Here is a 19,689-nt window from a genome sequence, read left to right on the forward strand (position 1 = left end):
GGTAATCTCCTCCGGTTCCGGAGCCGGGAACAAAAAGGGGTCGTGCGACTTCGAGAGACATACACCGCCGGGGGAGCGCTGCCATGACCACGACCATCGGATCTGAACCGAACAAGCCGAAACGGTCGCTCTGGAGCGTATTCCGGCTGTTGGGTCCAGGTCTCGTGACCGGTGCCGCCGACGACGATCCGTCGGGAATAGCGACGTACTCCCAGGCCGGCGCGCAGTTCGGCTACGGGCTGTTGTGGACGGTCTTTCTGACAGCGCCTTTCATGATCGCGATCCAGCTGGTGAGCGCGCGCATTGGCCGTGTCACCGGCAAAGGGCTGGCGGCCAACATCACCGCGCTTGCGCCACGCGGCATCGTCTTCGGCCTCGTCGCGCTCCTGGTCGGCGCCAACACCTTCAACATCGCAGCCGACATTGCGGCGATGGCGGAGTCGCTGTCGCTGGTGATCGGCGGTCTCAATCATGAGCACGCGCTGATCTTCGCCGCCGGCTCGACGCTGCTCCAAGTATTCCTGCCCTACCGCCGCTACGCACCCTTCATCAAGGTGCTGACCCTCAGCCTGTTCGCCTACGTCGCGACCGCCTTGATGGTCAAAGTGCCCTGGAGCACGGCGCTGCTCGCGGCGGTTTGGCCCAGCTTCTCGACGGAGGCCAACTATCTGCTGACGGTGGTGGCCGTGCTCGGCACCACCATCAGCCCCTACCTGTTCTTCTGGCAGGCCTCGCAGGAGGTCGAGGAGATGAACCAGGGCAAGGTCGACCGTCCCTTGCGCGAGCTGTCGAAGAAGGACCACCCCGACCTCCGACGGATCAGGATCGACACCACGATCGGCATGATCTTCTCGAACGCGATCGCGTTCTTCATCATCGTGACGACCGCCACGGTGCTGCACGCGCATGGCATCACCAGGATCGACTCGGCGACGCAGGCCGCCGAAGCCCTGCGCCCGCTCGCGGGCGACTTCACCTTCCTGTTGTTCGCGCTCGGCATCATCGGGACCGGTATGCTGGCGATCCCGGTGCTGGCGGGCTCGGCGGCATACGCCGTCGCCGAGATCTTCGGCTGGCACGCGACCCTGGAGGCCAAGCCGGACGAGGCGGTCGGCTTCTACAGCATCATCGCTGCCGCCACGATCATCGGCTTCGGGCTCGGCTTCACCGGCATCGACCCGATCCATATGCTGGTGTGGAGCGCCGTGCTCAACGGCATCGCCGCTGTGCCGATCATGGCGATGATGATGGTGATCGTGTCCAATCCCAGGCTGATGGGCCGCTTCCGCGGACGGACCTGGCTGATCGCCCTGGGGTGGATGGGGACAGGTATCATGGCCATCGCCGTGCTGGCGCTGCTTTGGTCATTCGTCACGGGCCGCGCCTAGCGGCCATCGCATTTTCCTTTGCGTGGGCTGCAACGCAGTTGCACAACGTCATTGGTGCAATGCGGAACGTAAACTGTGTTAACAGTCCCGTTCCCGCCATCCCGCCGCGATTGATGCCGATCAACGCCGGGCGCGCTCCGGTATGGCGGTGCTCGAACAAAGGACCTCGGAGACTGCCTTGACCCAGCCGCAACGCATGAGCGCATCGACGCTACCCCCCTATTCTCCGCGCGGACTCGCGCTGCTGCGCGATCCGCTGCTCAACAAGGGCACCGGCTTTACCGAGCAGGAGCGCGATGCGCTCGGCCTGCGCGGCTTCCTGCCCGCCGGGGTCATGTCGATGCAGGCCCAGGCCGAGCGGATCCTGGTCAATCTTCGCAGCCTGTCCAGCGACCTCGAGAAGTACGTGGCACTGAACGCACTGCATGACCGCAACGAAGCGCTGTTCTTCCGGGTGGTCTGCGACAACATCGACGAGATCCAGCCGCTGATCTACACGCCGACCGTCGGCCTCGCCTGCCAGAAATTCGGCCTGATCTTCCAGCGTCCGCGCGGCCTGTTCATCTCGGCCAACGACCGCGGCCGGATCGCGGAGATCCTCGCCAACTGGCCGTATCGCGCCAAGCTCATCGTCGTCACCGACGGCGAGCGCATACTGGGCCTCGGCGATCTCGGCGCCAACGGCATGGGCATTCCGGTCGGCAAGCTGTCGCTGTACTCGGCCTGCGCCGGCATCCATCCGGAAGAGTGCCTGCCCGTCATGCTCGATGTCGGCACCAACAACGAAGAGCTTCTGGCCGACCCCTACTACATTGGGCTGCGCCAGAAGCGCCTTACGGGCGAAGCCTACGACACGTTCGTCGACGAGTTCATGACCGCGGCCCGCGCCGCCTTCCCGGGCGTGCTGATCCAGTTCGAGGACTTCGCCAACCACGCCGCATTCAAGCTGCTGCACAAATATCGCGACGACGCCTGCGTCTTCAACGACGACATCCAGGGCACGGCGGCGGTGGCGCTTGCCGGCCTGTTTTCGGCGCTGCGCATCACCGGCGGCAAGCTCCGCGACCAGACGGTGCTGTTCCTCGGGGCCGGCGAGGCGGCCACCGGCATCGCGGATCTCGTCGTCTCCGCCATGATGGCCGAGGGCCTGTCCGAAGCAGAGGCGCTGCGGCGCAACTGGCTGACGGACTCGCGCGGCCTCGTCATCAAGGGGCGAGAGAACCTGCACGGCCACAAGCTGCGCTATGCGCACGACCAGGCGCCGATCGCAGACTTCCTGACCGCGATCAGGACGCTGAAGCCGACCGCGATCATCGGCGTGGCGGCCGTCGGCGGCGCCTTCACGCCAGAAGTGCTGCAGGCCATGGCCGAACTGAACGAGCGACCCATCATCTTCGCGCTCTCCAACCCGACCTCGAAGGCGGAATGCTCCGCGGAGTCGGCCTATCGCTATACCCAGGGCCGCGCGCTGTTCGCCTGCGGCAGCCCCTACGATCCGGTCAAGCTCGACGGCAAGACCTTCGTGCCGCGCCAGGGCAACAACTCCTACATCTTTCCCGGCGTCGGCCTGGGTGCCATCGCCAGCGGCGCGCGGCTGGTGACCGACGAGATGTTCATGGCCGCCGCGCATACCCTGGCGAACTGCGTCACCGGCGCCGATCTTGAGCAGGGCAGCCTTTACCCGGCGCTGCCGCGCATCCGCGAGGTGTCTGCCTATATCGGCGCCGCGGTGGCCGGCGTTGCCTATCAGAACGGGCTCGCCACAGGGCCTGCGCCGAACGATCTGCTCGGCTTCGTCGAGTCGAAGATGTACGACGCCCGCTACTGAGCCCGAGATCGCGGATGCCTCGGGCTCACCGAGGTCGAGTGAGGAGGCATCCGCTCTATTGATCCGGAACGATCGCATTGCTCGGCGTCGGCCGGTCCGTGATCTGCTGACCGAACAGGCTGGCGACCAGTTCGACGGCGACGCGCGCGGTCTTGCCGCGCTCGTCGAGGAACGGGTTGAGCTCGACGATGTCGACCGAACGGACCAGGCCGGAATCGTGCAGCATCTCCATGATGAGATGCGCCTCGCGATAGGTCGCGCCGCCCGGTACGGTCGTGCCGACGCCGGGGGCGACCTCGGGATCGAGGAAGTCGACATCGAAGCTCACATGCAGGACGCCGTTCCGCGCACGAACCTTGTCGAGGATCCGGCGCATCAGCACGCCGACGCCGAATTCGTCGATGGCGCGCATGTCGGCGATGCTGATACGCCGGAGACGCAGCAGTTCCTTTTCCGCTCTGTCGATCGAGCGGATGCCGAACAGCTCCAACTGATCTGGGGTGATGGACATGCGTGCCTCGTCGCCGAGCAGACCATCGAGACCCGGCTCGCCGCACAAGAACGCGGCGGACATGCCGTGCATGTTCGCCGTGATGGTGGTTTCAGGCGTGTTGTAGTCGGCATGTGCGTCGAGCCAGAGCACGAACAGCTCCCGCCCGATCTCGCGGCAATGGCGCGCGATCCCGTTCACAGACCCCATCGACAGCGAATGGTCGCCGCCGAGAAACACCGGGATGGCGCCGGTCTGCGCCAGCTCTTGACTGCGACGCGCCAGCACCCGCGACCAGCGCTGGATCTGGCGATAGTGCTTGGCCTTCATCGGCGGCTCGTCAACCTGCTCCGTGATGTCGGCGATGCCGACATCGCCGTAGTCGGTGACGTCGAGCCCGAGGCTTTCCAGCACGGTGACGAGACCTGCGGTGCGCAGCGCAGCAGGCCCCATCAGCGTACCGCGGACCGACGCGCCGAGATCGATCGGCGCACCGAGGACGGCGATGCGATGTGGCGCTGTAAGGTCTGGAGAAGCCAAGACGGAATCCTTTCATCGACGGCCGGTCGCCCAGCGTAGCGCGATTTTGCACCGCATGCTTCGCCAGCGACGTCTCGGTCCATGGGAACCAATCGCATCAGCCGGCATTTTCAGGAGCATTACATTCGCCCTCGGCCGAATCGCGTCGGCACGGGGGGTGCCAATCCGACGAGCCGCGGCAAGAAGGCAACGACAGTGAACAGCGAAACGTTCGAAACACCTCCACAGCCGGGCGTTGCCGAACGCGCGCTCGACACCGCGACGGACATGTCACATACACTCGGCGAGGTGGTGGGCACGCTGGGTGCCGCCGTCGACCGGCTGAGCGAAGCGGCAAGGGCCGCGCGGCGGCCGGGGACCGCCCTGTCGACCATCAGCGCGATCACCCGCGAGGCGCCGCTCGCGAGCCTGTTCGTCGCCTTCCTGCTCGGGGTCACCGTCGCACGCCGGCGTTGAGGAGCGGTGGTCAGAACAGCCGCGGCCCGCGCCGGTCGAGCTGTGATTCCCATGTCAGCAGCGTGGCCGCGATGGTCATGATCGCGATCCCGGCGACACTGATCAGCAGCTGCATCGCCAACCCGCTCGCCACGTCGGTCAGAATGACCTGGCCGAGGAAGGCCAGCAGCACACCCTGGCAATAGATCGGGAGCGAGTTCTCGCCGCACCTGATCATGGCCGTCATCAGCGGACGAATCGGCCCCTTCCAGTCGCGCGGCGCCAGCCGCGACACCACGAAGGCAAGCGCCAGGAAGTGCAAGAGCCGCACCGGCGCCAGGTGGCTCTTGTAGATCGGATAGATCAGGCCGCTGATGGCCGACGGGATCAGGTTCTCGAGACTCTTGAACTCCCAGCTGAGCGCCATCAACAGGCTGAACGCGAGATAGGTGATCGCCACGATCAACAGCGCTCGCGAGTCGAGGAGCGGACGCAGGCGCGTGGTGCCGGCACAGCCGTACCAGGCGCCGATCACGAACAGGAACTGCCAGGCGAACGGATTGAAATACAGTTCGCCGCTCGGCCACGCCGGCACCTGCCAGCTGAACAGCTGAACCATCATGTAGAGCAGGAATGAAAGCACCAGCGTCAACGTCGCGCTGGTGATCATCAGCCACAGGATGACGGGAAAGCAGATGTGCAGGATTGCGAACGTCAGCAGGATGTCGGTGTTGACGGGCGCGAATTGCAGCAGCGCCACATGCACCAGCGTGGGCCCGGGCTCGCGAAAGAAGAAGCCGGTGTTGGTCTCGTCGACGAAGCGCGTGCCGCCGCCGATCACCCAGACCAGCGCCGCATAGGCGAGCAGCAGCACCAGGAACGCCGCATAGATCTCCCAGGCGCGCCGCAGCGCCCGCACCACCGTGGTCGCCCAGCCCTGCTTCGGCAGCGTTCCGCCATAGGCGAGCATGCAGGTGTAGCCGGAGACGAAGACGAACACCTCGGAGGTGTCGCTGAAGCCGTAGTTGCGCAGCGTCAGCCACGCCAGCGAATTGTCCGGAACATGATCGATGAAGATGAACCAAAGGGCGAGCCCCCGGAACGCGTCGACCCGGAGGTCACGACCTCCGTTGCCGTTGCCGGCTGCCACGCTATCTGTCTTCGCCAGCTCTTGATCATCGGCAAGCAAGATGGACCTCGTCTCGGGATGGCGGACTAACATCGACTCCGGCATGTCGTGCCTTGATATCTCCTGCCGGCCATCGATCGGAACTCGAATCCGCCACACGCGTCGTCCGCCCTTCTGGCAGATTTCGGGCCCTTGAACGCAGCCCCCGTCTGCGTCTTCAGGCTGCCCCGCGATTTCCGCCGATTGTGCACGGCCGATATCCGCACCGGAAAAGTGTGCACGGAAGCCGGGCACCTGCGGAACATTGTCGGCATGGTGGTGTTAACCCTCTAACCACCGCGGAGCTGGCAATTGTTCCAGTCCCGTATTTGCCCGGATTGATTGTAGATTGGTTAGACATTGACTTTGAGTGGAAGTGTTGACAGGGGGGATTCCGTGATCCACCGAGGTGTTCAATATACCGTCGTGGCGACTGCTGAACCGGACATTTGGGAATGGCGGTACGAGTTTGGCGATCAGATCAAGACCGGACGCACCCAGACCAGACTCGCTGCGCTCGCAGCGCGGCGCGTGAAGTCGAAGATCGATGCGGCCCTCCGTGCGGCGCAGACGGGTTCCGTGTCCACGGTAAACGTTGCCGAACGGATCGGCAGGGCGAAGGCCGCATCGCATAGCCTGACCTGACATTCTGTCCTCCGGCAGTCCGGCACGCGCCGGTCGCCTCATCGTCTGTTGAGACAGATCAAGGCATCGATGCCGGCATTTGTCATGTTTAGATGATGGAAACTCTCGTTTTTCGCTGCTCCCAGACGGGATCGAACGTTCAGATCGACTTGGCCGCACCGGTTCTTGCCGACCAGTTCGATGCCTATGAGGCGGCCGCATGCCCAGCATGTGGCGGTACGCATCTCGTCAACAGGCTGAGCGGAAAGATGCTGAGCGACAGGGAGGGCTCGACATGTCCTACGTTGCGGAAGAGTTGACGATCACCGCCTCGACCGACGTGTCTCGCCCGGCCGATATGTCTTGGCTGCGCCGCGCGACCGCGCTCCTGAAGGCAATCGTCAGCCGGATCGACCTGTCCCACTTTCCCAAATCATGCTGTAATTGACGTCGAGATTCATCGACGTGCCGCGCGTGCCTGCGAGACGGAGCCGCCAAGATCGCTCCTCTCCGGGGGCGAAACATTCCTTCGTGAGCCACCCGCCGTCACTCCGGCGAGGTATGCCACCACTCGACAGACAAAGATCAGGAGTTCCTTGATGCACGCCTCGGTGATGAGAGTTATGGCGATCGCGATCGCAGCTGCGGCGTCGACACCGGCCTGGGCCGCCGATCCGGATCACGGCGGAGATCTGGCCCGTCGCTGGTGCGCCTCGTGCCACCTCATCGAGGGGACGCAGAAGCAGGCCAGCGCGGACGTTCCCTCCTTCGCCCAGATTGCTCAGAGAACGGATTTCACGCCGGAGAAGGTCGCGTTTTTCCTGCTCGACCCGCATCCGAAGATGCCAAGCTTCCCGCTCAACCGGCTGGAGGCAGCCGACATCGCCGCCTATATCGGCAGCCTGCGAAAATAGGGCTGGGCTCTTTCGCCCGTCTCGTCCGCTCGCATCCATTCGGCGGCAGCGCTGCCGCCGAGTTCCGTCCATGCAGACCGTCGCTCCCGCGACGGCGAGGCTCGCGCTTCAGCTCTTGGGCTCGGTCGCCTTGCTCGCGGCGGACATGATGCTCGCCGTGATCGTCTTCATGTGTTCACCGGCGTTGGTGAACTGGCTGCGCAGGAACTCGGACTGGATCCGCATCGCCTCCTCGAGCTCGGTGGCGTGAACGAGCTTTCGAGCGTGCTCGAAGGCCGTCTTGATGTTCTGCTCGGTAAGAGTGAGCGCCTGCTTGGACATGTCGGCGGCAGGCCCGGGAACTGTGCCGATCGACTTGCCGGCTGCGTCGAAGAACATCTCGAACGCTTTTTCAGCCTGCGAGATGGTCTTTTCGGCCAGGTCCCGCAGTTCAGCGGGCACTTCCAGTTTGGTTTGGGTCATCGTTGCTTCCTCCACAACAGATCCAACTACCACATCCGACTCCCTGCGTCGCCGTACAAATGGATGCGGAGGAAAGCAGCGGCTGTCAGAATGCGGCTATACGTTGGCGCGCAATCTGCAAAGCGTATTCGATCGAAGCGAGGTGACGATCATAGATCCGTCGCGCGCGCTCGTCCGCAACGAGGCCCGAGAGCTCTCGCGCATGCTGCAGGGCAAGATCGAGGAGGAGGACAGTTTTTCTCGCAACCTCCCTGATGCTGAATGCACCGGCTCGCACGGTGTCCATGTGGCCAGCACCGGCCACCACAACCACCGCCTTCTGCTCAGCGCTCGCAAAGGCGGCCTCAGGAGAGAGTGTCCTCGTGCGAAAGGGAACGATGTTGGTCATTGGCCTTTCCCCTCGGCGGAGGCGGATCTGCATCAAATTTTCAGCATTATACACGTGGCCTTTTACGGAAGGCTTTGAGCGCTCGCATAAGGCATGGCCGCACCGGCCTCAAAGCGAGCGGCGGGATTGACCCGAAAGCAAAGGAAAGGGCGCCGAGTCCGGCGAGTCTTGTCAGCCCCGGTTGCGGCAAGCGCCGCTCAGCCCGAGAAGCGGCGCCGATACTCCGACGGCGACACACCGAGATGCCGCAGGAACGCCCGCCGCATGCGCTCGTCGTCGCCAAAGCCCGCCCGTTTGGCGATTTCGACCACGTTTTCGATCTGGCGGCTTTCGAGTAGGAGGCGCGCCGTCTCGACCCTGAGCGCCTCGACTCCCTGTGCCGGGGTCATGCCGGTGCGGCTGACATAGGTGCGCGCAAAGGTGCGCGGCGTCATGCCGGCTCGCGCGGCCAGCGCCTCGACCCGCAAGTCGCTGGCGATGTTCTCGATGATCCAGGCATGCAGCGCACTGAACCGACCCTCGACGTCGGACGCCTGCGCCGCCAGGACGGTCGAAAACTGACTCTGGCCACCAGGACGTTTCAGAAAGACGACGAGCCGGCGCGCCACGTCGAGCGCGATCGTATGGCCGAAATCCTCCTCGATCATCGCCAGCGCGAGATCGATGCCGGCGCTCACGCCTGCGGATGACCAGACCCGGCCATCCTGCACAAAGATCGCGTCGGGCTCGACCTTCACGTTCGGAAAACTGTCCTGCAGACGGGGGCAGTAGCGCCAATGTGTCGCGGCCCGCCTGCCCTCCAGCGCGCCGACCCAGGCCAGCGCAAAGGCGCCCAGGCAGACGGATGCGATGCGCCGGGCACCGGGGAGCACCTGGCCGATCCACTGCATCACCATCTCGTCCTGCCGCAGCTTCCAGATGCCGGGCCCCCCCGGGATCAGCAGCGTATCGACCTCCTCAGGCTTCAGGGACGAGAGTGGCGCAGTGTCGATCATCAGGCCGACATCGGTCGGCACCAGTCCGCCCTCCTTGGACACGTAGCTCAGCGCATAGCCCGGCCCTGGCAGCTCGATCTCGCTGAGTTCGGCGAACACCTGCGCCGGGCCGGAAACGTCGAGCAACGTCACTCCGGGAAAGGCAAAGATGGCCAGCCGCCTTTCGGCACTATCTCGACGCACCGCAGCACGCCGGGGAGAGTTGGCAGAATTCGAGGGCATATTGTCCTTTAAGCCATCGGAGGACCGCCTGTATAGCTCGACCTTGCAGTGGTGGAGTTCACGCGATGTCGCGCAATTTGGACGGTCGATACAGGACCATCGCCTCGCCCTGGGACGACTACACCGTCTACAGCTTTTCCGACGCGTCGGAGATCGAGCTGCCTGATCGGCAGCCGATCATGGATGCAATGAATTCGATCATTGCCATTAACTGGAAAGCAATCGAACCGCATTGGACCGCGGCCTCGTCGCCATTCACCGGCAAATACGGCCTCGTTCTGGTCTACGATCACGTCGGACTGGTCGCGTTCTCAGTCTATCGCGTGATGACCATCGCGCAGCGGCCGGCCATTTATCGCAGTGGGACCGAAGTATTACCCGCACATCAGGGTCGTGGCCTGTATGGGTTCTTTACGTCGCAGATCCTCAAGCATCACGGCTCGGCCACACCCGGCGAAGAAATTCTTTACGGATGGCGTACGCGCAACCCGATCGTGTGGGCTGCCAACGCCAAGATCTGCGAGAGAGTCGCGCCGTCGCTGCTCGATGAGACGGCGGATGCCGAGTTGCAGGCCGCCTGCGTCGAGATGTGCGCGACGATCTATCCGGGCAAGCCGCTCGAGGTGCCCCGCATGATCATGCGCGGCGCCTACGGACACATCCAGCACATCAGGCAAGACTATCACGGCAGAGCCTCGCTGGTCGAGACCGCGATGTCGCGGATCATCCCGGATTCCGCCGACGCCCTGTTCTCCGTCGGCTATGCGAGGGTGTGATGGCGGCGCTCGGACAACAAGCGGTCGCATCCTCTCCGCTCCGGTTCCTCGATCGCGCCTATGTTGCGTGGGGTACGGTCGCGCTCGCCTACGCCGTCGCCTTCCTGCAGCGGATGTCGCCGCAGACCGTGGGCCTCGACTTCATGCGCGACTTCGGCACCGACGCCTCCGGCGTCGCGATGCTCGCCTCCAGCTACTTCTGGGGCTACACCTTGATGCAGATCCCCGCGGGCGTTCTGGTCGACCGCTACGGTGTGAAGCGCGTCGTGCTGTGCAGCATGACGGCGTCGGTGCTCGGCAGTGCCGCCTTCGCCCTGTCGCCCAGCCTGCTCGACGTCTTCGTCGCGCGCGTGGTCGTGGCCTGCGGCGACGCGCTGGTGTTCACGGCGCTGCTGAAGCTCGTCGCGCAGAGCTTTTCCGACCAGCGTTTCGGCTTGATGTCCGGCATCTCCCAGGTGTCGGGCTATGTCGGCGGCGTCCTCGCCACGACCCCGCTCGCCGCTGCGGTCAGCGGCTTCGGCTGGCGCGCCTGTTTTCTCTTCATCGCCTGCGTCGGCGTCGCGAACTTTGCCTGCGCGTTCGCGACCTTGAAATCGGCACCGGCGAACTACACCAGCCGGACGCTGAAGAGCGTCCTGGTCACAAGCTGGCATGCGCTCGGATCGGCCGCGACCTGGGGCTGCGCCATGAGCTTCGCTGCCCATTTCGCGGTCGTGACCACGCTCGCCGGGGTATGGGGCATCCCGATGGTCGCGCATTATTTCGGCATCTCGCCTGCGGCGGCCGGCGGTCCCCTGCTCGCTTTCATGGTCGGCAACGCCATCGGATCGATCTTTCTCGGCCATGCCGCGGACCGGATGCAGTCGCTCAATGCAGCTCTGATCTCCATCACCTTGCTGCGCATGCTGCTCGTCGTGATGCTGTTGCCGGCACTGGCGCACAGCTTCGGCTTCTTCTATGTCGGCGCGGTGTTCGCCGTGCTCGGTCTGGTGGCCGGGGGCACCGTGCCGCTGATCCTGAAAAGCACCAAGCATCTCTACACGGCGGAGCGCATCGGCGTCGGCGCATCGATCAATACGACGGCCGCCGGCATTTTTGCCGGACTGGCTCAGCCGGTGATCGCCTTTGCCATGGTGAGTGCGAGCGGCCTCAACCCCGACATCGGATCAAGCCTGCGCAGTGCCGCCAGCGATTCCGGCTACGCAGCCCTGATCGAAATTCTCGTTCTGATGTCGCTTCCTGGACTCCTTGGGCCGCTGATGATGAGGCGCGAATTGATACTTCGTACTTAAGCATAAGAACAGAGAGGGTCAGTATGTCGCGTTTGTATTTGAGAAGGGACGAAGCCCGATCCGGCCATCAGGCCGGCACCTGGCAAAGTGTCCTGTTTTCGGAATTCGAGGCTCAGATGAGCAGCGAAGCAAGACCCTTTCCGTGCGTATTCGGCGTCGCGGGCTATCGTCACGATCAGCTTCGTTATCTGTTTCTCGACCCCATCGACATCGACGTGCTCGGCCAGCAGCTCGCCTTGTTCGTCTCGGAGAGCCGCTCGCACGGACCCAACACCTCGCTGGTGCTGTTCACGCGCCCGCGCCCGGTCCAGACCATCAACTCTTACTACAAGAAGTTCTGGCACATCCTCGATCAGCTGGCGCGCGTCGACAGCCAGCCGTGGCCCGCCGAAATTCCCGAGACCGTCGATCATCCGATGTGGGAGTTTTCGTTTGCCGGTGAGCCGATCTTCGTCGTCTGCAGCACGCCCGCGCATGTGATGCGGCAAAGCCGCCGCTCGAGCGCATTCATGCTGACCTTCCAGCCGCGCTGGGTGTTCGAACGGATGCTCGGCACGGAGGAGGCGGCCGCCAAGGCCTTCGGCGAGGTGCGCAAACGGCTGGTCCCGTTCGACACGACGGCGCCTTCGCCCCAGCTCGGACGCTACGGCAATCCGGAGGGCCGGGAGTTCAAACAGTACTTCCTCTACGACGACAACCAGCCGCCGCCGGCCTGTCCCTTCCACAAGCTGGCGCAGACCAAGCCATCGTCCATTGCAGACAAGGAGCAGGCCGCATGACCCAGATCATCGCTGGAACGAAGACCAGCTTCGCGATCGATCCCGACATCCTGGCGCTGTTGCCGACGCAGGGCTGCATCGAGCTGCAGCACGATGCGGCCGGCAAGGTTCACGCCTTCCATACCCACCCCGTCGACGAAATCCTCGTCGTGATCCAGGGACGACTCACGTTTCGTTGGGAAGGCGGCGAGCGCATCTGCACGGCCGGCGACAAGATTCTGCTGCCGGCCGGGACGCTGCACGAATCGGAAGCGCTGGACGATGCAATCTATGCGATTGCGACGCGACCTCCCGCAACCATTGCAGGTAATCGGGAGGGATGAGCTCAGGACAGAGGGCGATCGGTCTCCGAAAGGTACTCCGCGGTCAACCGCTCAACCATCTCGATCACCTCGATGCGCTGGCCCGGAGCCAGCTTCAGGAATGCCTTCAGCAGACGAAGGCTTTCCACGGCTTCGCTCGATGGGGCTCCGAGCTTCGTGTGCAGCTCCGCGATGAATGTTGAATTCTTCATCTCGCACCTTTGGCAGGAAACAGTAATGCCAGTCCTTAGCAAACGTGAAGGCCTTGCACGCAAGGTAGATACTGCAGCAATCGAGGCTGAAAGTCTCGGTCTGACGACTGCGACCCTGATCCTCAGGATGGCCCGCCTGGAAATCGACCGTGCGGAACCCGACGAGGTTGAAAGTATGCCAGCGAACAACTCTTGCAGCAAGCCGAACTGACCGGTTGGTTGATTTCGGCGTCACAATTTGAGCCTTCTGGCAGTTTCTGGCTGACGATACCAGTGGAAACGGTCGTTTACCGAACGAGGCGGGGGGATTACGGCAGCGGTAAGCTTGTCCTCCACATTAGAGGTCTTCTATAGTTTGCTTGGGGGGAAGAATGGGTTGCGGATCTCGCTCGGGATCCGTGCCCACTCCCGCGACACAGCGGCTGCAGGAAGACCATGCGCACTTATTATTTCGATATGAAGGATGGCATTCCGACCAGAGACCGGACCGGCCTGGAATTTGCGACGAGTGCAGGGGCGATCGAGCACAGCCGGGATTTGGCCCGGCGCCTCCGGCACGACCCGCGCATCACCGACCGCAGGCTGTCCATCGTCGTCGTCGACGAATCTGGCGCGGAGGTTCACCGCGAGCCGGTTTATCCGGCTGCAGTGAAAGCCAGCCTGTCCTGATTTCTTCATAGGCGTGCCGGCAGTGACTGCGCGCTGACTGCTTTTTCTACTTTTCGTAGAGGAAACGAAAAGCCGAACAACTCTTGAGTGTGCATATCGGGCACGCGATCGGGCCGCTTCCGCAGCAAGAGCACCTTGAGGGCTAGACGCCCCGCCGGTCCACTCCACCGGCTCTCCCCTTCCCTCGGCCGCCAACGAACGCCGCCGCTGCGCCACCGAGGGCCTATTGCTGCTTCTCCCAGAACGAGAGCAGGCCCTGGGAGGCCGAGCCGCCGATCACGCAAGGGATGCCGACGGCGACCTGCCCCAGCGCGGCGGCCGAGACACAACCGAGCGCAAGGGCGCCGACGCCGAGCTGTCCCCAGAAATCCATGTTGCGCCGGGCGTCAGAGCCCCTGGTCTTCAGCTCCTCGACGGCGGCGACGGCATCCTTGCGGACGGCGCCGAGCTGCACCGTATCGGCGGCCTCAACCACCTCCCTGAGCGGCTCCTTGACCGGTCCCGACTGCCGCGCCAGCTCCTCCCGGAGATAGTCGCGCAGGCTGGCATCGCGCACCGAATAGCTGGCAAGCGTATAGCGCGCCATGCTGCCGATCGTCAGCTTGTCGACCGTGTCGCGGCTCTTCGACCACGGCAGCATCTGCACGATGCGCTGGATCGGTACGCGCGAGCCGGTTGCGAAGTAATAACCCCAGAGGATGTCGAGCAGATCCTGGTGGGTCGCGTAGCTGAGCCGCGTGTCGAGCTTGCGCTCCTCCTTCTTGAACGGATTCTGCGTCAATGCGCCACGCAGCTTGTCCATCACGCCAGGCTTCGTTTCCTCCAAGGGGATGTCCATCAAGGTCGGCTGTGCGCCGCTCAGATAGCCGTCGATCATCACGCGGCGGCCCGGCATCTTCGGCGCGACCCTGCGCATGAGATTGCGCCAATCCGGCAGACCCGAATAAGCGATGGCACGCACGACCACCCACTCCTCCTCGGGAGGCACGGGAAAGAAGCTGTTGACGAGTTGTTCGGCCTTGGCGGGATTGGAGCCGATCGCCCCCGCGATGAAGCCGAGATAGATGCCCGCGTTCTCCGGCTCCTTGAACGTCTGCGAATGAAACAGCACCCGGACCGCCGCCGGCACATGGGCGTAGTCGGGTTTGGTGCGATAGTTGTAGATCCAATTCTGGACGACACCGAGCGACGCGCGTGGGTCGATCTCTGGGACGACCGCAGCAGCAAGGGCTGATTGAACGAAAGTGCAAGCGATGAGGGCCAAGGCGATCGCGCGCATGGTCTGCTCCCGACAAACGTTCGCCGCATCAGCATCTGCTGGCGCGTACGGATGAGGACGATGCTGCACGTCGTTTGAATCGACTCTGCGTCGATTCTGCGGCCGCGCCCAGTTCCCTGCTGGCCACCCTTCGCAGGCGTGATCGCAGGCCCCCGAGTCTCCACGGCCTCGACATGATTTGGCCGCCCACCGGCTTTTGCATCCCGGCATGACGAGCAGGCAGATGCGCGCATGTTGACCCAAAACAGCCGTCACCGCGGAGACAGCAGATCGCGACACGTCGCATTGATCGTTGCGACGCTGTCGGTGCTGACGTCCGCGCCGCCGGCGGTGGCGGGCGAAGCCCTTGCAGTACAGGGCAATCGGCGCGTCGATGCCGACACCGTGCGATCCTATTTTCGCGCTGACGCCAACGGGCGCTACGACGCCGCCGCGCTCGACGCCGGCTTGAAGGCGCTGGTTGCAAGCGGACTGTTCGACGACGTGAAGATCAGCCGCGCCGACGGACGGACCGTGGTCCGCGTCTCGGAAGCAAAAGTGCTCGATCGCGTCGCCTTCGAAGGTAACAAGAAGGTGAAGGATGCGGAGCTTACGGGCGCGGTGCTATCAAAGCCGCGAGCCGGCCTGCAACGCGCAACTGTCCAGGGCGACGTCGCCCGCATCATCCAGGCGTATCATCGTGCGGGACGCGACGACGTCCGCGTCGTCCCGGAGATCATCGATCGCGGCAACGACCGCGTCGATCTCGTCTTCACCATCACCGAAGGCAGGAAGACGCCGGTCAGGGCGATCAACTTCACGGGCAACCGCGCCTATGGCGCCCGACAATTGCACGCGGTGATCAAGACCTCGGCCACCAACGTGCTGAGCTTCGTGACCGGCGGCAACGTCTACGACGCAGATCGCGTCAACGAGGACCGCGAGCTGCTGCGGCGATATTACCGTGACCACGGCTACGCCGATGCCGAGGTCACGAACGTGAGCGTCGACTATGACGCGGCAAATGGCGGCTACAACCTCACCTTTGCGATCGAGGAAGGCGGACTCTATAAATTCGCCGCAGTCGACGTCTCCTGCAACGTGCAGGGGCTGGCCTGCGACCGCCTGCGCACATTGTTGCTGACGCAGCAGGGCGACACCTTCGACCAGAGCAAGATCGACAAGACCTCGGACGTCCTGGCGGCCGAACTTGGCAAGCTCGGCTTTCCGTTTGCGCAGGTCGAGCCCAGGATCGATCGGCATGCGCAGGATCGGCAGGCCGACGTCACCTTCCAGATCGAGCAGGGACGGCGCAGCTATGTCGAGCGCATCGAGATCCACGGCAACACGCGCACGCATGACGACGTGATTCGACGCGAGTTCGACGTCAGCGAGGGCGACGCCTACAACCGGACGCTGATCGACCGCGCCGAACGTCGCCTGCGCAACCTCAACTACTTCAAGACCGTCAAGATCTCGACGCGGCCGGGCTCGGCCAGGGATCGCGTGGTGCTGGATGTCGAGGCAGTCGATCAGGCGACCGGGGACTTCAACGTCTCCGGCGGCTATTCGTCCACGGACGGATTGCTCGCCGAGGTGAAGATCGGTGACCGCAACGTACTCGGCACCGGCAACACTGCGCAGGCCACTTTCACCTACGGGCAGTTCGCGCGAGGCGCCAGCCTGTCCTTCACCTCGCCCTACGCCCTCGGTCGAACGACACCCGGCATGGAGCTGTTCGCGCGACAGAGCATGGTCAGCACATTCCAATCGTTCGGCAGCAACACCTATGGCGGTGCCCTCACCCTGGGCATGCCGGTCAGCGAGCAGACTGCCATGCTGTGGCGCTATTCGCTCTACGACCAAAGGGTGGTGCTCGCGCCGGGGATCTCGCCGGCGGCGGTGTCCCTGCCGGTTCGCCAGGCGGTCGCAGCCGGACGGCAGACGGTGTCCTCGCTCGGCAATACCGTCACCTACAGCTCGCTCGACAACAACAAGGTGCCGACCAGCGGCATTCGTTCGCAGTTGACGCAGGATCTCGCCGGTCTCGGCGGCGACGTTCGCTTCTTACGGACCACGGGCGACGTCCGCTATTATCGGTCGATCAACAGCGACCTGACCGGCATGGTGCGCGCGCAAGGCGGCTATATCACCGGATGGGGCGGCCAGCAGGCGCCGCTGCTCAACAGCTTCTTCGGCGGTCCCACCATGGTGCGCGGCTTCGCGCCGGGCGGCTTTGGGCCGCGCGATCTGACGCCAGGATCGACGATGGACAATGTCGGCGGCAGCCTGTTTTGGGCGACCACGGCGGAGCTGCAGGGCAACATTCCCGGATTGCCGCAGGAATACGGCCTGCGTGCATCGGCCTTCGTCGACGCCGGAACCGTGTTCGGCTATCGCGGCCCGACCCAGAATGCCCAAGTGGCGAACAGGAACGTGCTGCGCTCCTCGGTCGGCGTCGGCATGACCTGGGCATCACCGTTCGGACCGCTTACCGTCGACTACGCGGTCCCGATCAGCAAGGCGGCGTACGACGTCGTGCAGCCGCTCCGTTTCAGCGCCGGCGGCTTCTGAGCCGACACCACAACATGGACGGAGCGCCGCGTCACGTCAGTACGGACTGTAGTAGTAACCGGGCGGCCCGTAGTACGGACGAACATAATATGGCCGCGGTGCGTAGTACACCCTTGGCGGCCCGTAATAGCCGGGTCCGGGATAATAGCCGGGCCCATAGTAATAATAGTCGTCGTGCTGATGCGCGGCGATTGCGCCGATGGTGCCGATCATTGCACCCATGATGGCCAAGCCGGCGGCCGGATTGCCCCTGTAGACGCGGCGATAGCGCCGACGAGCGCTGAGATCGGTCAAATCGCCGGATGTCGCCGTCGCGACCGCCGACTTGTTGGCCGGACCCGCCGCCCCCGCATGGGCTGGCGCCGGCGCGCTCGCCACCGCGGCGATGGCCGCGACGGCCGCAATCGCGATTTTTCCACCGGCCGAAGGAGATCGATATTTCCCGCTGAACATGGCATCACCCTTCACTTCACTCGTTCCCAAATACGACATGCCCGGGCGTGCAGCTTGACCTGTGTCAACTCAGGACCAACCCGGCCGTCCGGCGGCACGTACGCATCCCGCAATCGTGCTTAGACGCGACGTCACGCCCCCTGGTTCAGCCCACCGCCGCATCGATTTCTTCGAACCGACGGCCCCCCGTCGGGAACCAATGGCTGCACGCCGACGCCGTCCATCATGCCGTCGGCAACAGGAGTCCTCATGCCTTCCAGACTGACACGCCCATTCTTCAGCGCCGTCGCCACGCTGGCGCTCACCGCTTCGATGGCGAGCGCCGGTGACAGCGCGACCTCGCTGTTCAAGGTGGTGACCGTCAAGGACGAGATCGTCATCGGTCTCAATAGCGACGAGCTGGCGACGATCGGCGGCAGCGATGCCAGCGCCGTTGCGCGCGCACTGGCGCAGAAAGGCGACCTCTCAGCCTGGCAGTACAACGTTCATCGCGGCCCGAACGGCGAGCTGCAGATGGCACCTTCGGCCAAGATCGGTCTGCTGTCGCATGCCTCGCTGCGCGTCGAGCCCTACAGCACCACTTATGTCGTGACGCCGCATCCCTGAGGGAAAACGATTGTCCGACCGGCGCTCGTACCCGTCGACGACGGAACGAGTGCCGGTCGTACCGGCCGTTAGCTCTCGCCCCGATGGCCCGATCGCACGGCCCCATCGCATTTCCTGGAGACCCTGTCGGTGGACAACCCGTAGACCACGGCCAGCCGGTCCAGGCACTCCTTGAAGCGCCGGGCAAAATAATCATTCCAGCGCTGGCTGGCGAGCCCCCGCTTGTGTCCGACCTGCTCCATGGTCAGGCCGTGCACCAGGACGTCATGGGTGATCGCCGCGCCGTCGGCGCCGAGCTCGCGCTCGGCGCGGTTGAGCCGCAGCACCGCCTGCCTCTGGCCTTCGGTGACCGGCTCACGCCCGCGGGCGCCGTCAACGTGCTCGCGCGAGGGATCGACCGCCTGCGGGCCTCGCTCGGCCCGCTCCCAATCGTTCTGGAACGCCCGTCCGGCCCGGTATTGGGCGTCATCCAGCTGCTTGTGCGCGTGCAGCCGGCCGAGCGGGTCGCTGCGGACCGATCGCAACGCGACGATCTTATCGCCGGGCTCGAGCGCCAGCGGATCGTCGATCTCCACGGGAATCACGTCTGCATTTCGCGGCAGGTCGTGAGCTCTCCGGTCGTGGGTCTTGGACATGCGATGGGGCTTGCTGCGTCTGGGGCGCACCATGTCTCGTCTCCGGAAAATGGATGGGGTCGGTTCGGGTCGGGTTTGCCGCGCTCTACGCGGCGGCAACCAGCCGCAGGATCAAAGGGCCGGCGGAGCGCACGGCGGCCTCCTCGGGCGGAAGCCGCGTGAGATGGTAGTGCGGCGTGCAGTAGCAGGAGCCGGGCTGGCGCGGATGACCACAAAAGGTGATGGGATCGTCGTCCCGGTCACCGCCATAGGGGTAGCGGCAATCGTTGCGCTCGAGCTGGTCCAGGGACAGCAGGCGCGGGCTGATGCCGACGCAACGCAGCTTGACGGCCGCGGCGGGCTTCGCCGGGGACGGCATCGGCCGCACCGCCGCGTCGGCGCCTCGCCGTCCGGTTCGGGGCGCCGCGGACATCGACCGGGGCGCGGATCGCGCGGCTTTCGGCCCGCCCGGCGCGGCCAGCCCGATCCGCTTGCCGCGGCCAAGCGTCGCGTTCCGCGTATAGGCGGTTCCGAACTGCGCATTGAGGGCGCGCGCGATCTCGGCATAGGACCGCCCCTGGGCATGAAGCTCGCACAGCATCTTGGAATGCTGGTCTGGCCAATCTGTGGATTGCATTCTCGCCTCTTCCTTCTGGGTCGGGGCCGCCGGATCCGCCGGCTCACCCGACGGCCAAATCTT

At 64.4% G+C, this 19,689-nt stretch carries 23 protein-coding genes; 13 read left to right on the forward strand and 10 right to left on the reverse strand.

Translation table 11 applies throughout. The features are described 5' to 3' along the window. Nucleotides 1-83 precede the first annotated feature (83 nt). Together ACQR0U_RS23305 and ACQR0U_RS23310 are read left to right on the forward strand one after the other, a co-directional pair. Complete coding sequence (locus tag ACQR0U_RS23305; RefSeq protein WP_316192894.1) at nucleotides 84-1,388, forward strand: NRAMP family divalent metal transporter; 1,305 nt, start codon at nucleotides 84-86, stop codon at nucleotides 1,386-1,388. Between the two features lie 196 nt (nucleotides 1,389-1,584). Next, nucleotides 1,585-3,216 carry an NAD-dependent malic enzyme gene (locus tag ACQR0U_RS23310; protein ID WP_315713635.1) on the forward strand — a complete coding sequence of 544 codons (1,632 nt, stop codon included), beginning with the start codon at nucleotides 1,585-1,587 and terminating at the stop codon, nucleotides 3,214-3,216. A 55-nt stretch (nucleotides 3,217-3,271) separates the two neighbouring features. Here ACQR0U_RS23310 and rocF read toward each other — a convergent pair whose 3' ends face one another. After that, entirely contained in the window at nucleotides 3,272-4,246 is a 975-nt protein-coding gene (rocF, locus tag ACQR0U_RS23315; RefSeq protein ID WP_316174107.1) for an arginase, read from the reverse strand. A gap of 195 nt (nucleotides 4,247-4,441) precedes the next feature. On the opposite strand from rocF, the gene ACQR0U_RS23320 reads away from it, so the two are divergent. Then, nucleotides 4,442-4,702 (forward strand): hypothetical protein, encoded by a 261-nt coding sequence (locus ACQR0U_RS23320; RefSeq protein WP_315712969.1) that lies wholly within the window; start codon nucleotides 4,442-4,444, stop codon nucleotides 4,700-4,702. Nucleotides 4,703-4,712: 10 nt separating this feature from the next. Here the strand turns inward: ACQR0U_RS23320 and ACQR0U_RS23325 are convergent, their stop codons facing one another. Continuing rightward, complete coding sequence (locus tag ACQR0U_RS23325; RefSeq protein WP_410052688.1) at nucleotides 4,713-5,903, reverse strand: OpgC domain-containing protein; 1,191 nt, start codon at nucleotides 5,901-5,903, stop codon at nucleotides 4,713-4,715. A gap of 865 nt (nucleotides 5,904-6,768) precedes the next feature. Here ACQR0U_RS23325 and ACQR0U_RS23330 point away from each other — a divergent pair. Next, entirely contained in the window at nucleotides 6,769-6,921 is a 153-nt protein-coding gene (locus ACQR0U_RS23330; protein ID WP_315712972.1) for a hypothetical protein, read from the forward strand. A 151-nt stretch (nucleotides 6,922-7,072) separates the two neighbouring features. Then, a complete protein-coding gene (locus ACQR0U_RS23335) occupies nucleotides 7,073-7,387 on the forward strand; it encodes a c-type cytochrome (protein ID WP_315712974.1) in 315 nt (104 codons plus the stop codon). 108 nt (nucleotides 7,388-7,495) lie between these two features. On the opposite strand, the gene ACQR0U_RS23340 is transcribed toward ACQR0U_RS23335, so the two are convergent. From ACQR0U_RS23340 to ACQR0U_RS23350, 3 genes are all read right to left on the reverse strand, one after another. Continuing rightward, nucleotides 7,496-7,849 carry a phasin gene (locus ACQR0U_RS23340; protein WP_315713636.1) on the reverse strand — a complete coding sequence of 118 codons (354 nt, stop codon included), beginning with the start codon at nucleotides 7,847-7,849 and terminating at the stop codon, nucleotides 7,496-7,498. An 85-nt stretch (nucleotides 7,850-7,934) separates the two neighbouring features. Next, nucleotides 7,935-8,237, reverse strand: a complete 303-nt coding sequence (locus ACQR0U_RS23345) for a hypothetical protein (RefSeq protein WP_434843998.1) — start codon at nucleotides 8,235-8,237, stop codon at nucleotides 7,935-7,937. A 197-nt stretch (nucleotides 8,238-8,434) separates the two neighbouring features. Then, a complete protein-coding gene (locus ACQR0U_RS23350) occupies nucleotides 8,435-9,454 on the reverse strand; it encodes a GlxA family transcriptional regulator (RefSeq protein ID WP_315753489.1) in 1,020 nt (339 codons plus the stop codon). Nucleotides 9,455-9,519: 65 nt separating this feature from the next. Between ACQR0U_RS23350 and ACQR0U_RS23355 the strand changes: the two genes are divergently transcribed. The 4 genes from ACQR0U_RS23355 to ACQR0U_RS23370 all read left to right on the forward strand — a co-directional run bounded on the left by ACQR0U_RS23355 (nucleotide 9,520) and on the right by ACQR0U_RS23370 (nucleotide 12,624). Continuing rightward, complete coding sequence (locus tag ACQR0U_RS23355; protein WP_315825136.1) at nucleotides 9,520-10,230, forward strand: hypothetical protein; 711 nt, start codon at nucleotides 9,520-9,522, stop codon at nucleotides 10,228-10,230. Beyond that, nucleotides 10,230-11,522, forward strand: a complete 1,293-nt coding sequence (locus ACQR0U_RS23360; protein ID WP_434872281.1) for an MFS transporter — start codon at nucleotides 10,230-10,232, stop codon at nucleotides 11,520-11,522. Before ACQR0U_RS23355 ends, ACQR0U_RS23360 begins: the two co-directional genes overlap by 1 nt. A 116-nt stretch (nucleotides 11,523-11,638) precedes the next feature. Next, nucleotides 11,639-12,301, forward strand: coding sequence for a YqcI/YcgG family protein (locus ACQR0U_RS23365; RefSeq protein ID WP_409977957.1), 663 nt, complete (start codon nucleotides 11,639-11,641; stop codon nucleotides 12,299-12,301). Beyond that, nucleotides 12,298-12,624, forward strand: coding sequence for a cupin domain-containing protein (locus ACQR0U_RS23370; protein ID WP_316166115.1), 327 nt, complete (start codon nucleotides 12,298-12,300; stop codon nucleotides 12,622-12,624). Before ACQR0U_RS23365 ends, ACQR0U_RS23370 begins: the two co-directional genes overlap by 4 nt. Nucleotides 12,625-12,626: 2 nt before the next feature. On the opposite strand, the gene ACQR0U_RS23375 is transcribed toward ACQR0U_RS23370, so the two are convergent. Continuing rightward, nucleotides 12,627-12,815 carry a hypothetical protein gene (locus tag ACQR0U_RS23375; protein WP_316166114.1) on the reverse strand — a complete coding sequence of 63 codons (189 nt, stop codon included), beginning with the start codon at nucleotides 12,813-12,815 and terminating at the stop codon, nucleotides 12,627-12,629. Here ACQR0U_RS23375 and ACQR0U_RS23380 point away from each other — a divergent pair. Then, complete coding sequence (locus tag ACQR0U_RS23380; protein WP_315712990.1) at nucleotides 12,796-13,026, forward strand: hypothetical protein; 231 nt, start codon at nucleotides 12,796-12,798, stop codon at nucleotides 13,024-13,026. The two genes, ACQR0U_RS23375 and ACQR0U_RS23380, sit on opposite strands and share 20 nt — an antisense overlap. Before the next feature lie 224 nt (nucleotides 13,027-13,250). Continuing rightward, the gene (locus tag ACQR0U_RS23385) at nucleotides 13,251-13,484 is read left to right on the forward strand and encodes a DUF6894 family protein (RefSeq protein ID WP_315712992.1); all 234 of its coding nucleotides are present in this window, start codon (nucleotides 13,251-13,253) and stop codon (nucleotides 13,482-13,484) included. A 223-nt stretch (nucleotides 13,485-13,707) separates the two neighbouring features. Here ACQR0U_RS23385 and ACQR0U_RS23390 read toward each other — a convergent pair whose 3' ends face one another. Then, complete coding sequence (locus ACQR0U_RS23390) at nucleotides 13,708-14,763, reverse strand: hypothetical protein (protein WP_315825140.1); 1,056 nt, start codon at nucleotides 14,761-14,763, stop codon at nucleotides 13,708-13,710. A gap of 231 nt (nucleotides 14,764-14,994) precedes the next feature. On the opposite strand from ACQR0U_RS23390, the gene bamA reads away from it, so the two are divergent. Then, nucleotides 14,995-17,316 (forward strand): outer membrane protein assembly factor BamA, encoded by a 2,322-nt coding sequence (gene bamA / locus ACQR0U_RS23395; protein ID WP_316192891.1) that lies wholly within the window; start codon nucleotides 14,995-14,997, stop codon nucleotides 17,314-17,316. 36 nt (nucleotides 17,317-17,352) lie between these two features. On the opposite strand, the gene ACQR0U_RS23400 is transcribed toward bamA, so the two are convergent. After that, nucleotides 17,353-17,769, reverse strand: a complete 417-nt coding sequence (locus ACQR0U_RS23400) for a hypothetical protein (protein ID WP_316192890.1) — start codon at nucleotides 17,767-17,769, stop codon at nucleotides 17,353-17,355. Between the two features lie 249 nt (nucleotides 17,770-18,018). On the opposite strand from ACQR0U_RS23400, the gene ACQR0U_RS23405 reads away from it, so the two are divergent. Next, nucleotides 18,019-18,375: a hypothetical protein gene (locus tag ACQR0U_RS23405; RefSeq protein WP_315825142.1), complete on the forward strand. Its 357-nt coding sequence runs from the start codon at nucleotides 18,019-18,021 to the stop codon at nucleotides 18,373-18,375. Nucleotides 18,376-18,443: 68 nt separating this feature from the next. Here the strand turns inward: ACQR0U_RS23405 and ACQR0U_RS23410 are convergent, their stop codons facing one another. After that, complete coding sequence (locus ACQR0U_RS23410; protein ID WP_315825143.1) at nucleotides 18,444-19,043, reverse strand: DUF6456 domain-containing protein; 600 nt, start codon at nucleotides 19,041-19,043, stop codon at nucleotides 18,444-18,446. Between the two features lie 52 nt (nucleotides 19,044-19,095). Continuing rightward, complete coding sequence (locus tag ACQR0U_RS23415; RefSeq protein ID WP_315825144.1) at nucleotides 19,096-19,626, reverse strand: GcrA family cell cycle regulator; 531 nt, start codon at nucleotides 19,624-19,626, stop codon at nucleotides 19,096-19,098. Nucleotides 19,627-19,689 lie beyond the last annotated feature (63 nt).

Origin of the sequence: Bradyrhizobium sp. HKCCYLRH3097 (assembly GCF_051167875.1) — a bacterium.
Lineage (GTDB): Bacteria > Pseudomonadota > Alphaproteobacteria > Rhizobiales > Xanthobacteraceae > Bradyrhizobium.

Bases quoted from the DNA above. Each gene is read 5' to 3' on its own strand.
- ACQR0U_RS23305 (WP_316192894.1), top strand. From the start codon at position 84: ATGACCACGACCATCGGATCTGAACCGAACAAGCCGAAACGGTCGCTC.
- ACQR0U_RS23310 (WP_315713635.1), top strand. From the start codon at position 1,585: ATGAGCGCATCGACGCTACCCCCCTATTCTCCGCGCGGACTCGCGCTG.
- ACQR0U_RS23325 (WP_410052688.1), bottom strand. From the start codon at position 5,903: ATGTTAGTCCGCCATCCCGAGACGAGGTCCATCTTGCTTGCCGATGAT.
- ACQR0U_RS23330 (WP_315712972.1), top strand. From the start codon at position 6,769: ATGTCCTACGTTGCGGAAGAGTTGACGATCACCGCCTCGACCGACGTG.
- ACQR0U_RS23335 (WP_315712974.1), top strand. From the start codon at position 7,073: ATGCACGCCTCGGTGATGAGAGTTATGGCGATCGCGATCGCAGCTGCG.
- ACQR0U_RS23340 (WP_315713636.1), bottom strand. From the start codon at position 7,849: ATGACCCAAACCAAACTGGAAGTGCCCGCTGAACTGCGGGACCTGGCC.
- ACQR0U_RS23345 (WP_434843998.1), bottom strand. From the start codon at position 8,237: ATGACCAACATCGTTCCCTTTCGCACGAGGACACTCTCTCCTGAGGCC.
- ACQR0U_RS23350 (WP_315753489.1), bottom strand. From the start codon at position 9,454: ATGCCCTCGAATTCTGCCAACTCTCCCCGGCGTGCTGCGGTGCGTCGA.
- ACQR0U_RS23355 (WP_315825136.1), top strand. From the start codon at position 9,520: ATGTCGCGCAATTTGGACGGTCGATACAGGACCATCGCCTCGCCCTGG.
- ACQR0U_RS23360 (WP_434872281.1), top strand. From the start codon at position 10,230: ATGGCGGCGCTCGGACAACAAGCGGTCGCATCCTCTCCGCTCCGGTTC.
- ACQR0U_RS23365 (WP_409977957.1), top strand. From the start codon at position 11,639: ATGAGCAGCGAAGCAAGACCCTTTCCGTGCGTATTCGGCGTCGCGGGC.
- ACQR0U_RS23370 (WP_316166115.1), top strand. From the start codon at position 12,298: ATGACCCAGATCATCGCTGGAACGAAGACCAGCTTCGCGATCGATCCC.
- ACQR0U_RS23380 (WP_315712990.1), top strand. From the start codon at position 12,796: ATGAATGTTGAATTCTTCATCTCGCACCTTTGGCAGGAAACAGTAATG.
- ACQR0U_RS23375 (WP_316166114.1), bottom strand. From the start codon at position 12,815: ATGAAGAATTCAACATTCATCGCGGAGCTGCACACGAAGCTCGGAGCC.
- ACQR0U_RS23385 (WP_315712992.1), top strand. From the start codon at position 13,251: ATGCGCACTTATTATTTCGATATGAAGGATGGCATTCCGACCAGAGAC.
- ACQR0U_RS23390 (WP_315825140.1), bottom strand. From the start codon at position 14,763: ATGCGCGCGATCGCCTTGGCCCTCATCGCTTGCACTTTCGTTCAATCA.
- bamA (WP_316192891.1), top strand. From the start codon at position 14,995: ATGTTGACCCAAAACAGCCGTCACCGCGGAGACAGCAGATCGCGACAC.
- ACQR0U_RS23400 (WP_316192890.1), bottom strand. From the start codon at position 17,769: ATGTTCAGCGGGAAATATCGATCTCCTTCGGCCGGTGGAAAAATCGCG.
- ACQR0U_RS23405 (WP_315825142.1), top strand. From the start codon at position 18,019: ATGCCTTCCAGACTGACACGCCCATTCTTCAGCGCCGTCGCCACGCTG.
- ACQR0U_RS23410 (WP_315825143.1), bottom strand. From the start codon at position 19,043: ATGGTGCGCCCCAGACGCAGCAAGCCCCATCGCATGTCCAAGACCCAC.
- ACQR0U_RS23415 (WP_315825144.1), bottom strand. From the start codon at position 19,626: ATGCAATCCACAGATTGGCCAGACCAGCATTCCAAGATGCTGTGCGAG.